Origin of the sequence: Bacillus sp. JJ1122 (assembly GCF_036964885.1) — a bacterium.
Classification (GTDB): domain Bacteria; phylum Bacillota; class Bacilli; order Bacillales; family Cytobacillaceae; genus Mesobacillus.
In genome coordinates this window covers 1-15,094 of the sequence record NZ_JBALQL010000054.1, presented here as the reverse complement: position 1 = coordinate 15,094, position 15,094 = coordinate 1, and the positions used below count along the sequence as shown (strand labels likewise).

Sequence of the window (15,094 nt, the reverse complement as noted above, 5' to 3'; positions counted from 1 at the left end):
CATACATACATACAGCTGTAAAATACCCCTAAAAGCTAAATTTAAATGTATGTATCAAAAAATAATAAAAGCAACCAATTTGGTTGCTTTTATCTATTTATCTATTTATTTATTAACCGCCGAGTTCATAATCCTACGTTCCGGTAATAAATAAAGCCTATATGTAAACGATTTGAAAATGGAGATTTTGATTTACAAGAATTTCAGGGACGACTATCAAGAGTAATCACACCAGAACCTGATATACTTAACATTGGTGGGCTATAATTAAAAATAGATAATGACTTAGAAGAAATTTTATTTACAAAATTAGAAAGTAACCAACGTCAATACGGATTAAAAGTTATTTATGATTTTTTTAAAAAACTTGATGAAATTTAGAAGAGTGTTTGATTATTCTTCTTCAACTATCGGGTACCTTAGACTAATAACATAGCTAATAAAAATAAGCCCCTCTCATCTGAGATGGGCTTTTTAATAAGACGGCTAACGTATAGCGTTTAGCGTTTAGCTCACGGTGTTTATAGTTTAACAACTCCACCTTCACAGCAGCTATATCCTTTTTCAAATTCCTGGTATAAATGGGATGGTGTTACACCAAGTAATAGTATTAATACCTAGTTGCTTATTTTCACCATTTGGCAGCACAGTAAATTTCACTATGAATGGGTGACTTAATTCATTTCCCTTTTCCCATTGTTCAATTTCCACAACATTTCCCTGTTGGCTTGGTGAGGAACTCGAATCTAGAGAAGGCGAATATACCATTAGATTAGGCGACCTTAATATTGATGAAATTGATATTTATGAAAAGTACCTAATTAAATTAATAAAATAAATATTCATGTGTTGGAAGAACTGGCTGTCAATCAAGAGAGCCTCATTTTAGCCTGTTTTTTGCGCTCACTGCGCTCAACGTACTCTTGCAGCAGGGATTCATCTACTACAGCTTCCTGCTCAAATACATCTTTCTTAATTGCAACCAGTAAAGATTGCATAAAAAAATCCCCTCCTCACTAGCTATATACTAGAAAGGAGGGGAGGAGTTAAGTCCAGTAATAAATATAAATTATCTCCAAAATACATTCCCATGTGGTAGGGGATTAAATTTCTATGATACTTAAACCCAGGACATTTATTATATAAATGAAATTCTTGGGGATTCTTCTGCCCTAAAAAATACATACTGTTTAGGTTTGATTAGAGTATGATGAAATTTCATACGTGCTCACCTATTCGACTGTATCAGCAATGACAGCAGGGAGTGTGATTTCCCAGCCAGCCTGTGACGTATAACTGAAGGAACCGGTAATTTCACCATAAACGGTCACTATATCTTCTTCAATGAAGTCTGTTAAACCATTATACTCGACCCATACGACATCATCCGTGTTATAACCCCATTCATCCTGCGTTACAGCAAGACGAATATATGAAGCGTTGTCTTCTTCCTGTATTTGAAGGATTTGGCCAGAATATTTCACATACTCTCCTTTGTAACGATCTGGATTTTTCTCTAAGCGGGCATATTCAATCGATTGGGCATTGGCTTTCTTGGCAGCTGCTTCAGCTTTGGCCTTTGCTTCAGCTTCAGCTTTGGCCTTCGCTTCAGCTTCTGCTTTAGCTTTCTTCTCAGCTTCCTTCTTGGCTTTTTCTTCAGCTTCAGCCTTGGCTTTCGCTTCCGCTTTAGCTTTCTTCTCGGCTTCCTCCTTTGCTTCTCTTTCAGCCTTTTGTTCAGGAGTTTCCTTTGGATTTTCCTCTTTCTTCACTTCTTCACTTTGAGCATCTTTCACATCATTGGAAGCTGTTTCGGTATCATCAGCTGTAGCTCCGATGATAATTAATGCTATAAAAGACGCTCCGATTGAATAACCAACTTTCTTGAAGTTAGTTTTCGACTGGCCTGTCTTTTTGATTGTTGCCTTTACCCCCTTGAATAAAAATACCCAAAAGGTAACCACAGAGATAAGAAGAATAATAAATCCTACACTTTCCATGAACATTTCCCCCTTTCCTTTTTACTGTAATTGTACCAATATTTTCTATATATTGTATATATAAAAAGAGAACACACTGAATTGTACTCATTTGAATTTTCCCTTTTTATTGAATACTTCATTAGGTGGATTTTAACTTTTTGTATAGTTTCACTTAAACAAACGGGTGCTTATGTGTAATAAGAACATGCCGAAGTTTAAAGGAAATTAGAAATTTCAGCCAATCAAGACTGATATTCTAAGTATAAACAAGAACGTTCGTTCTATTATAAAAAGAGGGCAGAAAGGCAGGCTAAATATTGTGGGAATTGGAGACCGGGTACTAATAAATTAACGAGCGACTACTTTCAGGCAAGGACAGGACAGGGTCCTCTAATAAGCAATTATGGTTGGACAATTCAAAAGTAGAAAAACCAATACTGCAATAGAAAGAAATTATAAAAATTATTCCAAAATTCTACAAATTTTCCTTACCTTAGAATAAAATATATATGTCACAATTAATAAATAATTGTAAGAGGGGGCGATTTTATGGAGAGAAAGAAATTCAATTTTGTTAAGCCAAAAGTGGCTAAGATAGTAGAAAAAGATCCTGAATCGATATTTAGAGAGTTACAAATACCAAACATTAAAGGATTATGGTCCCAACAAGCTGATATATTACGAGAATATTATAATAAATTTAAAACGAGTTCAGATGTCGCTATTGAGCTGCCAACGGGTACAGGTAAAACGCTAATTGGTTTATTAATAGGAGAGTATAGGAGAAGGTGCCTTCAAGAGAGGGTTCTCTATTTATGTCCGACTAAACAGTTGGCAAAACAGGTTTATACGAAAGCAAAAGAATATGGTCTCCCCGCTAGCCTGCTTATAGGACCACAGAATAAATATCCTGAGCAAGAATACGGAAATTATGTAACGAGTAAATCTATTGGAATTACAACATACAGCGCCATTTTTAATACTAACCCTTTCAGGATGGATGATGCGAATACCATACTGTTGGATGATGCACATTCTGCTGAAAATTATATCTCCTCCCTTTGGACGGTCGAAATAAAAAGGAAGGAAAACAAAGAAGTTTTCGAGAGCCTTATTGAGTTATTTAAGGATGATATATCAGATTACAACTATACAAGAATCATGAGTGCCGATAACGAATATAATAAGCCGATTTACGACCTAATCCCTTATCCAAAGTATCTTGAAAAACTGCCACAATTAATAGAATTGTTTGAAACAAATATCAACGAATGTGGTAACGCAAAGCATCCATGGTCAAAAATAAATGAAAACCTAGAAGCATGTCAAATGTTCTTCTCCTGGGGAGAAATTAATATAAGGCCGTTAATCCCACCAACGAAAACACACTCAGCATTTAGTAGCGCAAAACAGAGAATTTATATGTCGGCAACCTTAGGAGAAGGTGGGGAACTTGAAAGGATTACAGGAATAAGGAAAATAAGCAAGATACCAATCCCAAAAGGATGGGATAAGTATAGTAACGGGAGAAGGTTAATTCTTTTTCCAAATCGAATCTTTAATCCTGAAGATGCTTTAAAAGTTGCATTTGGTGCGATTGGTAATCAGGGAAGGGCTTTAGTGCTATGTCCTGATAATCGTACTGCTCAGTTTTTTATTTCAAAAATGGTATCTGAAATGCCTGAGTATGTGGTTTTGCAGTCTTCTGACATAGAAGACAGTTTAGATCCCTTTTCATCGCAAAAAAAAGTGGTGCTTGTACTTACAAATCGATATGATGGGATAGATTTATCCGGTGACATCTGTCGATTGCAAATTGTGTTTGGAATGCCAAAGGCTACTAACTTACAAGAAGGCTTTTTATGGAATAGGTTAAACGCGAACGCTGTACTTAGTGAGTTAGTTAAAACTAGAATAACGCAGGCATTAGGTAGGTGCACACGGTCAAACGATGACTTTGCAAATGTACTCATGTTGGACCCGAATTTATTACAGTTTTGTGCGAGGCGTGAGAATTTAATTGGATTTCATCCCGAAATCCAAGCGGAAATTGAATTTGGGCTTGGTAACTCGGAAAGAATTGAATCGGTTGACGAGATGGTTGGCTTCATGAATGACTTTATAACAGATAAAGAATACTTTGCCGCTATTAATGATGCTATAACAGAAATTCGTGAAGAGTATGATAAGAGAACAAAATCTGAGGTCCAAAAACTTACCCTTAGTGTCGAAAATGAAATTGATTATATGTATGCATTATGGAAAATGGAACTTGATAGAGCTCTTGAAAAAGCAAAATCAATAATGGAAAAGTTGAGTGGTGGCAAAGAACTCGACGGGTATCGTGCTTGGTGGTTTTACAATGCGGGAAATGCGGCTTACTTGGCAAAGGGAATTATTCCTATTGATTCAAATTTAGACAGGGAATATTATTCATCCGCTTTAAGAGTGTCAAATGGCATATCATGGCTTGCTGATCTGATTCATTCAGTTCCTGTAGATAAGGATGTACCGCGAATTGACCCATATCTCGCTACCCAAACAGATAATATAGAGATGGTATTAAATGATTTAGGCTTATCCGGGATTATGTTTGAAAAAGATATGAAGAAACTTTTGGACTTGATAAACAATGATGATGCGAAAAAATTCGGACAAGGATTGGAGCATCTTGGAAGAATATTAGGTTTTGAGGCCATCATTCCAAAAGGAGATAGTGCCCCAGATGGGGTTTGGGTTATTAGGGATAAATTTTTTGGGTTTGAAGCTAAGACAGAAGAAGCCCCGGAAGACCCTGTATATAGCGACTCATGTAGACAAACAGAAGGTCATAAGAAATGGATACGTGAACACTTTTCTCTTCCGGAAGAGGCAATAGTGAATACTTTCATGATAAGCCATAAAAGCACTATAAGAAAAGACGCATTACCACAATCAAGGGGACTATTCCATATGCATGCAGCTAATATTAGAGAGCTAGCATTGAAAGCAACCAGTCTTTTAAGGGGAATCCGTTCAGTTTTGGCGAAGGATCAGGAACCGAACCTCTTTCACAAGGAACATATCAGCTACATGTTGGCAACGGAGAATTTAACTTACCGTGATGTGGAGGAAATACTTAAAACAAAACCGCTTGGTGAACTGGAACTATTTAATAGATAAAACATTGGAATAACGGATAAGAATAAGGGGAATCTCTACATGTTTACAAAAGAAGCATTTAAAGAGTTCTATCGAAAACGGAACCCCCGTGGACGGGCATTGGAAAGGGATACTCTCATTGTCCAGTCGTTTTTTGGACTCGGAACACAAGCGGCACCGACCCACCGTTCTGTGGCACGGGAGTTCGGGGTATCGCATGAACGCGTACGACAGATTGTGGAAAATAACTTTATAGAGAAAATGAGGGAGGAGGACAAGGACGGACTCTATCGCATTCAGGCTCTTTTAGAAAGGAATACTATCTTTTGGTGGAAGGACTTTCACGATCGTATGGTAGTTGAGGGGCTTTCGGAAACCGTCCTTTACGTCCAGGGCTTCATGCACCTTCTCCGAGCATTTGGTATAGGCGAAGATTACGGATTATATACCACCGAATTGGCAGCCGCAGGACGAGCGGTAGGTGAATCGGCGCTGCTACTCGCTAAGAGGGAAGCCATTGAGGAGAAGCTGGGGATGTTCTCTCGCCTGAAAAGCATCCCAAGTAGAAACGGGATCTGTGAGTTGGGCGAGGTGTTTGAGAAAGAAGGGTTCGACACACGACATCTTCCTTTTTTTCAAGAGCTCCTTACCCAATACCCTATGTGCTGGTTCAAGGAGCGGGAGGGTGGCTTGTGGTACCTGTTTGAAAACAGGGAAAATATTTTGTTCAACACCCTTTCTAAAACGTCTATGGTAGCTGACAAGGTCGCCCTGCCCACCCTTTCGGCTGTTCTAAGCAGGTGCATCACCAGGCGTACAAATGATTATAATGCTCCGAGCATCGAGCTCATTTTCGATTACCTGAAAGATTCCCGTTACACAAAAATGGAAGGTGATATGGTATCACTGCTTGTGGAGAAGGGGGAACTTACCGAAATTGAGAAGGACATTCAGCGTTTTTTTATTGAAAGTGGCGAAACTAAGGCCTCCTATACCCTCCTCCATTCGTACCTGATGGAACTGGGGCACTTGGACGCCAATGTTGTAAAGAGTGTGTTCCACTCTCCCATCTTGCATATCGACCATTCGAGAGGCTTAAGAAGATACCGTTTTTCCCTCTTGGAGAATGTTACAAGCGATTCATACGACCACATAAGTGGCCTGTTAAACGATCTCTCTGGCACGGACTATGATGGAGAGGTTAAGAAGCGGAAAGAGCAAAAAATTTTAAGGGATTGGCTGTTCAAGGGGAAAGAAACTGAGAGTTGTGCTATTTGTGGAAAAACGTATCATGTGCGTTCCCTCGTTTGTGCCCATAAAAAAAAGCGGTCCCTTTGTACCGAAATTGAACGGACAGACCCCCACATCGTAATGCCCCTCTGCCTGTTTGGCTGCGATGTGATGTATGAACAGGAGTTCCTTGAAATCGCGGACGGTGAAGTGAGGGGATATCCGGATGGTCTCACAGAACAAGAAAAAAACTATATCACCAGGCTTATAGGTCGGAAGGTCGATTCCCGCTGGTTGCAGGGCTCACCTTTCTATTTCGCCCGGGAGGAGGAGCCAGTGGATGTAGAACTGGAAGAGGAAGCTATAAATTAGTGAAAGAAAAAGTAGAGGATGGTGAAAAAGCTTTTTTGAATGCAAGGATATTCGGCTTTCTGAACAATCCTCTTACTTCCTTGGTTACATCCCTCCATAATGGAGAATTTCCATAAATTATTTATGTTATTTGGTGCCACGCTTGGTGCCCAAATTATTAAAATTAGAAATCACAGGGAAACCCCAGAACGCAATGAACCTTGATTTATCAATACTTGTTAACACTCCAGGTATTAGAAAAACAGATGTCAGCAAACTTCAAACTCGCTTGTGACCTCGTGCCAGGTCAGGTGGATTCGATTCTCAAGGAGTCCCGCTAACGTTCTTACTTATGCGTGGGCTTCCGATGATTTTGCGATGATAGCGTCAGATTCCCGCAAAGATTTTGGCTGTTCTTAAGAAAGAACGTGTAAGACAAGTTAATAAAACTGTTTACATAGTCAGAAAAGACCTTTTGACTCCTGCGTTGTAAAAAACGGTAGGGGTTTTTTTATATTTTCGGAAAGTGTTAACAGCATCAGCCCCTACTACACAAGATTTAAATATTACTAAAATAGTATCTAACGGTGAAGATTTTCGGAGGTAAATAGGTATTTAGTTGAAAAGGAATCTTTCAGATAGGCGATGAGTTCCGAACAATTCCTTTATTACTTACAAATCAATTAAGAATCTCCTTAAGTTATTTGTGATAACCTGCTATTATTTTTTAGAAAGAAATAATTTTTATTAGAGGAAAGTGATCATGGATAACAATAAATTCTATATAGGCATAGGCGGCCAGATGGTTGACATTAATTTAAAGCAAACCGGTAATCAGCTGTTTTTTATACGAGCCATTAAAGAAGTACTACCGGAAGTACTGGATGAAACTAAAGAGATATATAGTAAATTTGAAGCGATATGTGATTCTCTCGGAAAGGAAAGAAACAAGTTTCTTGAATTTTCAGTTGAAGAATGGAAAGCGATCGTAAAAATTGAAAAGGAATTTAAGAAATGGGCTGCAAAGTGGTATATCAACGAAGATTGGGTGATTACAGTATTACTTGAAACATTTAGAAGTTGGTATGAAAATGAAAAGTCTACGTATGAATTTTTCTTATACGATCCTTCAAGAGGCAAGGCAATAAAATTGATGGAGCAGATTGCTCCTGGAGGAGAAATGAAAATTCCTGCATTTAATCCAGCTTTAATAACACAAAAGAATTACTTACAAATGGTTAACGGAATGCTTTCAAACCATATTATTGAAACAACGAATTTTTTTGAAACTCACGGTTTTGTACATTCTGAGGAAAAAAGAAATGAAGGGCACTATATCTGGTTTGTTCATTTCCATATAGAGGGCTGGAGTTATGATGAAATTGCACATGAATATGATAAAGAACCAAAAGCTGTAGAGAGAGCAGTTAATAAGATATACAAATCAATTGGGTTAAAAAAAGAAAACAGAAAAAAAGAGAGCGATTATAACATTTAATTAATTATTTGTGAAGACCCTTAGAGTATTTTATCTAAGGGTCTTCTTGTATTTCATATAACCTTGTAGTCTTAGGCTGTACCCAGTTGAAAGGAGAGTGAAAAATTGAAGCTGTTAAAAATGCAAGAGGTAGCAGTAATATTAGGAATTTCTCTAGATAGAGCATATTCGATTGCTCGTGATGGAATCCTTCCAGTTGTCTATATGGGCAGGCAAGTAAGAGTAGACAGAGAAAAATTAAGTACCTGGATTGAAGCATGCGGAAAAAGAATTCTGACAAAAAGCGAAAAACAAGAGCCTAAACGAAAGGCTCTTCCTAAGTAGGTGAAGTTTTTTGGCTAATGTACAACTTGAACACGGTTATACGAGAGTGGCAAATGAAACGTTGGAAAAAATGGCCAAAATCAGGCTGAGTGGTACACAATATCGGATTTTGTTTATTGTGTGGCGCTATACTTATGGATTTAATCGTAAGGAACATACAATGTCACTGAGCTTCCTTCAAAAGGCAACTGGATGTGACCAGAGACAAATCCAGAGGGAGTTAAAAAGCCTAGAAAACCGTAGGGTGATTGTCCAATCAATACAGCCCGGCAGCATTAGAAAAATTTCATTTAATAAAAACCATGATGAGTGGGTTTATAAACAGGCTATTGGCAAAACATCCGTTGGTAACATAGACAATGGTGAAAGTGTCAAAGATGCTACTGGTAAAATCGACAAGTCATTCCTTGGTGAAATAGACAAAGAAGAAAAAAATAAAGAAAACCATAAAGAAACAGATCCGAATGGATTCAACATACCCAATCCTTTTAAGGAGTATGAACGATTATTTGGTACATTTCCAACAGTGACATTTAGAAAGCAAATAACGGAGTGGATTGTAGACAGCCAGTTTAATCATCCAGAAGCAATTATTTGTGAAGTTCTAGGGCGAGCGAAAAAGAATTCACCAATTGATCCGCCAAGATATATTCAATCAATTTTAAAAAGAATACATGGATTAGGACTTTATACTTTATCTGCAGTTCAAGATTACAATACCAAGTACGATGAGACGAGCAAATCGCTGTTAAATCAAAGGGGAAGTAGTCATAACCTTAGCTTAGTCCGGCCGTCGCATTGGGAGAAACCCCTTGACCTGACGGAAGAGGAGCTAAAACTTCTTGAAGAAAAAAGTGCTGAATTAATTTAAACGAGGTGTAGTATGGATAAACCAAGAAAATTTCTTACATTACAAGACTGCTGTAACGACGCTATAAAAAAATTACGCCCTGAATTATCGGAGCAGCAAGGGATTCAAACAGAATTCAGAGAGGGTTTGACTTGCCCTTATTGCAACAAGCCCTTTGGAGGTGCGATGTTCTATAAGGTAGCAGGTTCTGAGGAGTGGATTCAGGCAAATGAGGTAATAGGATGTAGGAACTGTAGGGATCGACAAGCCTTCTATTACTACCAAGAGAACAGTTTAAGAGAGCAAAAGTTAGAGATTAGTAAACGGCTTATGGTTGAGTATTTTATGCTTCCCGAAGATTTAAAAAATGCAGGCTTCCAAAACTATGAGAAAACCGATGCAGTTACGTCTAAGGCAAAGCTTAGCTCTATTGATTATGTAAATGCTTATCTTAAGGGCGATTTATTCAATTTATTAATTATGGGTAACCCTGGCACTGGAAAATCACATTTGTGTGTAGCAATAGCCAGGAACTTGCAAAGCAAAGGCAAAACCATAGGATTTATTACAACTGGGAAGCTACTAAATAAAATAAAGGGAACCTATTCTTCTAATTCTGTGAAGACTGAGGAAGGAATTATGCAGGATATTAGTAAGTTGGACTTGTTTATTCTTGATGATGTTGGAACTGAATCGGCTGGGGGGAGTGATGACTGGAGAAAATCAAAGCTTTTTGAAATAGTAAATAGTCGGATTGGGAAACCGACCATTTACACCAGCAATCTGACGGACAAGGACTTACCATTTGCAGTTGGTGATCGAGTCTTTAGTCGTCTGTACAATAATACTAAATTTATTGATTTATTTACAGCTGATTATAGAAAAAAATTAAAAATTAAATAGATATAAGGGGGGAGCTTAAATGGATAGCTTAAACAAATATCCAGATGTTTTAAACGTTGAAGATGTACAGAAAATTTTAGGTATTGGCAGAAGACAAGCTTACGAGCTCGTTTCATCAAATGAATTTCATACAATCAGAGTGGGCAGGAGGATAAAAATTTTTAAAGATGTTTTTGTTCGCTGGCTGGAAGGAACGAAGTAATTAATAAGTTTAGGGATAAAGATTGTTATTTATTGTAAAATATTGTATGTTTGGGATGGCGAATCTATCACATCTCAGGAATTTGAGATGTGCTTATTAAAGCACTCTCCATAAACAGAAAAAAGAGCTAAACCCTCATTTTATTAGAGGCATTAGCTCTTTTTTATAAAAAGGAGAGAGTATGATGAAAGGATCAGTAAAAAAAGAAGGCAATAGCTGGTACTATGTTTTTTATCTCGAAAAGGACCTGCAGGGAAAACGTAAACAAAAGAAAAAGAGGGGGTTTAAAACAAAGAAGGAAGCACAGATAGCTTTAGCAGAGACTATTAATTCCGTTAATAAAGGCACATATTTAGAACCTTCTAACACATTATACAAAGACTTTTTAGAACAATGGTACTCCGTCAAACAAAGTAGTATTGGAATTCAAACAGCAAAAGTGTATAAACAATATATTTACAGTAGAATAATTCCTGCACTCGGTAACATTTCTTTGTCAAAAATAAATACCATGCAAGTCCAATTTTTTGTAAATAGTTTAAATGATGAAGGACTTAGTAGTGCAACCGTTAAAAAGGCAATAGAAATTGTCAGGAATTCTTTAGAATATGCACTCGATTTTGAATTTATTAATAAGAATCCAGCAACAAAAGTTAAATTACCAAAGCGAAATAAAAAAGAAATGATTGTATGGAATGAAGATGAGGTTAATCAATTTTTTCGAACTGGAAAAGATGACCCGCTATTCATTGTATTCTTCCTTGCTTTGATGACCGGAATGCGTCAAGGAGAAATACTAGGACTGCGCTGGCAGGATATCGATCTTGAAAAAGGTTTACTCAGAATAAAACAGACCTTAAGCCATGATGGGAAAACTTTTATTAGTGGAGCAAAAACTCAGTCCAGTTTACGTACTATTAACCTATCTTACCAGACGCTTAATATATTGAAAAAAACTAGGAATAGTATTGCAAAGATAAAGCTCAGCATGGGTTCAATTTACCAAGATTATGATTTAGTTGCCTGTTGCCAGCATGGTACGCCACTAAACCCTGCTAATGTTCGAAGAACTTTTAAAAAGCTAATTAAATTAGCAGGTTTACCTGATATTCGATTTCATGATTTACGGCATACACATGCTACGTTACTTCTTAGTCAAGGAGTTAATGTAAAGGTAATATCTGAACGATTGGGCCATAGTAACATTAAAGTAACACTTGATACTTACTCACATGTTCTTCCTACAATGCAGGAAGAGGTTGTCCGTAAGTTAGATCAACTTATCAAATAGCGTTGTGTATGACCATATTATGACCAATACGCTTTTTAAATTACTTACATTTGTAAATAATGAGAAAATAAAAAAAGAAGAAAGCTTGATATATCAAGCCTTCTTCAGTGAAAAGTAATGATGGAGAATAGGGGGCTCGAACCCCTGACCTCAACGCTGCCAGCGTTGCGCTCTCCCAGCTGAGCTAATCCCCCGTATCTAATCAGATAAGGTACAAGAAGAATTATATCTCCAACTTTGCAGACTTGCAAGAAAAACTTACTTAATAACACAGAAAAAAGCCGCTCTACATCGGCTTTTCACTACAAACTTTCAATTTCAACCCGATTTATTCCGTCTATTAAGGAAACAACTTCATAAACATCTGTGGTTTTTCTGCGGAAGTCGACCGTCACTATTAATTGAACAAGCTGATTCCCTTCTGCTAAATCTTTAATTCGTACATTTTTCAAGGCGATTTTTTCTGATTTAATCTGAGTTATAATCTCTGCTATGCTTTCTCGGCCGTTCACATTAAATTGTAAGCGAATCTCTTTTTCTCTTAATTGTCTAGGTCCTATGAAGGTCATAAGAAATGGGATGAACTCGACGCTCACAATCAATAAAGTTACACCGGCAATCGCTTCTAAATAAAATCCTGCACCGACTGTGATGCCGATTCCCGCCGCTCCCCAAATCATTGCCGCGGTTGTGAGACCCGAAATCGTATCATTCCCTCTTCTTAAAATAACACCCGCACCAAGAAAACCAATTCCTGATACAATTTGTGCTGCCAGACGGAGTGGATCCATTGTAATATTTACATCTTCATCACCAGGGAACATGTATGCTGATTCTCTAGACACAATTGTTAATAAGCAGCTGACAATTGATATGACCAAGCTAGTTTTAAGCCCAACTGGTTTTCTCTTTATTTCCCTTTCAAGCCCAATAACAAGGCCCAAAAAAGCTGATATTCCTAACTTAATTAAAATTCCCATATCCATAGAATATAACATGTGAAATCTCCTGCCCTGATAAGTTGTATTTTCTTTCCCTATTTGAAAATAAATAAACTCATTTCAGATTATTTCTTGATTTTCTAAGAAAAAAGATGAGATTCATTGTAGAATACATATTAATTAAATATTGTTTCTGATTAAAGGAGAATCGAAATGGAATCACCAAAAGTTAATCCATACTTAGCAGTTGCGATAGGTGTTGTTGCAGTGTCGACATCAGCTATTTTAGTAAAAGTATCTTCTGCCCCTTCGGGAGTCATAGCCTTTTACCGATTGCTTTTTTCAGTCTTATTTATGCTTCCGGTATTTCTTTTAAAATATGTTTCAGAACTCCGTCTTATTACGAAACGGGATTGGGTATTTACTGGGATATCCGGAGTCTTCCTGGCTTTTCATTTTATTCTATGGTTCGAATCTTTGAACTACACCTCTGTAGCCAGTTCAACCGTGTTGGTAACCCTGCAGCCTTTATTTGCATTTGCGGGAGCATATGTTTTCTTCAAAGAAAAATTATCTGCAAAAGCCATTCTAAGCGGGTTTATTGCCATTGGCGGAAGTGTGATTATCAGCTGGGGTGATTTCAAAATAAGCGGAAGTGCCCTGCTCGGGGACTTCCTGGCAATAGCAGCCTGTGCGCTGGTAACAGTTTATCTGCTATTCGGGCAAACAGTGCGAAAAAGAATGTCCCTTATAACATACACATTTATTGTTTATAGCATTAGTTCAATTACATTGTTCTTTTACGTAATTGCAGCTGGAGAAACCTTTTATCCTTATCCTAAAAGTGATTGGGTCTATTTCATCCTTCTCGCTTTAATTCCAACCTTACTCGGACATACGCTATTCAACTGGTCAATAAAATGGCTGAGTGCATCAATTATCTCAATGGCAATTCTTTTTGAACCAGTAGGAGCGACCATACTCGCTTATTACCTGCTTGGAGAAAACGTTATTTTGACTCAAATAGCAGGTGGATTAGTTGTTATTGCAGGAATAACATTATTTTTAGTTGATGAAAGGAAAATGAAGCTGAAAAAAAGAGCAGAGATCAATTCGATTTCAAGTTAGGGGAGATGTGTATGCATATACGGAGAGCGGAAGTAGGAGACGCCCCGGACATAGCCCGGGTACATATTGAAAGCTGGAAAGAAACATACACTGGCATCATTAGTCAGGAGTATTTGGATTCGTTAAAAATTGAAGATCGAATGGGGCTGTGGGAGAAGAGTTTGTCTCAGAACTCCCAGCTTTCACCTGTATTTGTCGCGTTAAATACAGAAAATAAAATAGTCGGATTTGCTTCCTATGGAAAAATACGCACAGAAAAATACAATGCAGATGGAGAGTTATACGCGATCTACATTCTTAAAAAGTATCAGAGAGAGAAACTGGGATTGAAACTACTTCAGGCAGGAGTAAATGAATTACTGGAACAAAATTATACATCAATGCTTGTATGGGTCCTTGAAGAAAACAAAAGCCGTAATTTCTATGAAAGTCTTCTGGCAGTAAAAGCAGGCGAAGAAACAGATAAAATTGCAGGTAAGGAAGTTGTAGAATTGGCTTATGTGTGGGATGACTTGGAAGCATTACAACAAAAAGTGATTCGCAAATTAAATAGTGAGAAGTAATTATATAAGAAAAACCCCCTCGAGTAAGGGGGTTTTTTTGACTACACTTTGCAGGTAAGAGTACTTTTAGAGCAATCGGTAAAGGGAAATTACATAATATCGAAAGTAGTATTATATAAACAAATATGTGAACCGGGAAAATAAAAAGGCGCATAATGTGCTGAAAATAAAGGTACCGCCACAAACCTTTCCTTCGGCATTAGCAATTTTAATGGCCTCAATATAAGAAATAGAAAACAGGAATATTGCCATGAATAATGATATATACAGTGCGAATGATTGAAGCATGCAAAATCACCTCGTCATATAGTTTGTCCAAGCCATTATATGAACAGGGAAAGAAAATTATTAAAAAAACATTTAATAAGAAGAAAGTAGGGTAAGTTTTTTAAAAAAAATTAAGTCTTAAAATTTCTTTAAAAATTATATTGCAAACATATTTTATCCATGGTATATTTAATCTCGCTTGAGAGAGCAACAAGATTTGATAAGCAATTTCGTTTTTAACAAATGAAAAAAACAAAAAACGTTGTTGACAATAACAAATCGACATGATATATTAATAAAGTCGCTTCTAGGCGACAAGCTAACTAACTTGTTCTTTGAAAACTAAACAAACAAGCGTCAACAAACAATAAATGATCGTGTTTCTTCTATTATATAGAAAGAACATGAGCCAACGTTTTAACTTTA

At 37.1% G+C, this 15,094-nt stretch carries 13 protein-coding genes and 1 tRNA gene; 10 read left to right on the top strand and 4 right to left on the bottom strand.

Annotation, left to right across the window (positions count from 1 at the left end):
* Positions 1–869 precede the first annotated feature (869 nt).
* Together V7201_RS22955 and V7201_RS22950 are read right to left on the bottom strand one after the other, a co-directional pair.
* Positions 870–998 carry a hypothetical protein gene (locus V7201_RS22955; RefSeq protein ID WP_335379074.1) on the bottom strand — a complete coding sequence of 43 codons (129 nt, stop codon included), beginning with the start codon at positions 996–998 and terminating at the stop codon, positions 870–872.
* 234 nt (positions 999–1,232) lie between these two features.
* A complete protein-coding gene (locus V7201_RS22950; RefSeq protein ID WP_335379073.1) occupies positions 1,233–1,997 on the bottom strand; it encodes a hypothetical protein in 765 nt (254 codons plus the stop codon).
* Between the two features lie 531 nt (positions 1,998–2,528).
* Between V7201_RS22950 and V7201_RS22945 the strand changes: the two genes are divergently transcribed.
* From V7201_RS22945 to V7201_RS22910, 8 genes are all read left to right on the top strand, one after another.
* Positions 2,529–5,141 carry a DEAD/DEAH box helicase gene (locus V7201_RS22945; RefSeq protein WP_335379072.1) on the top strand — a complete coding sequence of 871 codons (2,613 nt, stop codon included), beginning with the start codon at positions 2,529–2,531 and terminating at the stop codon, positions 5,139–5,141.
* Positions 5,142–5,180: 39 nt separating this feature from the next.
* Positions 5,181–6,722, top strand: coding sequence for a hypothetical protein (locus V7201_RS22940; RefSeq protein ID WP_335379071.1), 1,542 nt, complete (start codon positions 5,181–5,183; stop codon positions 6,720–6,722).
* A gap of 742 nt (positions 6,723–7,464) precedes the next feature.
* A complete protein-coding gene (locus V7201_RS22935; protein ID WP_335379070.1) occupies positions 7,465–8,199 on the top strand; it encodes a hypothetical protein in 735 nt (244 codons plus the stop codon).
* A gap of 105 nt (positions 8,200–8,304) precedes the next feature.
* Complete coding sequence (locus V7201_RS22930; protein ID WP_335379069.1) at positions 8,305–8,523, top strand: helix-turn-helix domain-containing protein; 219 nt, start codon at positions 8,305–8,307, stop codon at positions 8,521–8,523.
* 10 nt (positions 8,524–8,533) lie between these two features.
* A complete protein-coding gene (locus V7201_RS22925; protein WP_335379068.1) occupies positions 8,534–9,394 on the top strand; it encodes a replication protein in 861 nt (286 codons plus the stop codon).
* 12 nt (positions 9,395–9,406) lie between these two features.
* Complete coding sequence (locus V7201_RS22920; protein ID WP_335379067.1) at positions 9,407–10,276, top strand: ATP-binding protein; 870 nt, start codon at positions 9,407–9,409, stop codon at positions 10,274–10,276.
* Positions 10,277–10,295: 19 nt separating this feature from the next.
* Positions 10,296–10,478 (top strand): helix-turn-helix domain-containing protein, encoded by a 183-nt coding sequence (locus V7201_RS22915; RefSeq protein WP_335379066.1) that lies wholly within the window; start codon positions 10,296–10,298, stop codon positions 10,476–10,478.
* Between the two features lie 184 nt (positions 10,479–10,662).
* Positions 10,663–11,769, top strand: coding sequence for a tyrosine-type recombinase/integrase (locus tag V7201_RS22910; RefSeq protein ID WP_335379076.1), 1,107 nt, complete (start codon positions 10,663–10,665; stop codon positions 11,767–11,769).
* A gap of 121 nt (positions 11,770–11,890) precedes the next feature.
* On the opposite strand, the gene V7201_RS22905 is transcribed toward V7201_RS22910, so the two are convergent.
* Positions 11,891–11,963, bottom strand: a tRNA-Ala gene (locus tag V7201_RS22905).
* A gap of 108 nt (positions 11,964–12,071) precedes the next feature.
* Positions 12,072–12,755, bottom strand: a complete 684-nt coding sequence (locus tag V7201_RS22900; RefSeq protein WP_335379075.1) for an MgtC/SapB family protein — start codon at positions 12,753–12,755, stop codon at positions 12,072–12,074.
* 168 nt (positions 12,756–12,923) lie between these two features.
* On the opposite strand from V7201_RS22900, the gene V7201_RS22895 reads away from it, so the two are divergent.
* On the top strand, positions 12,924–13,838 hold the full coding sequence (locus tag V7201_RS22895; protein ID WP_335379065.1) for a DMT family transporter: 915 nt from the start codon (positions 12,924–12,926) through the stop codon (positions 13,836–13,838).
* An 11-nt stretch (positions 13,839–13,849) separates the two neighbouring features.
* The gene (locus tag V7201_RS22890) at positions 13,850–14,401 is read left to right on the top strand and encodes a GNAT family N-acetyltransferase (protein ID WP_335379064.1); all 552 of its coding nucleotides are present in this window, start codon (positions 13,850–13,852) and stop codon (positions 14,399–14,401) included.
* Positions 14,402–15,094 lie beyond the last annotated feature (693 nt).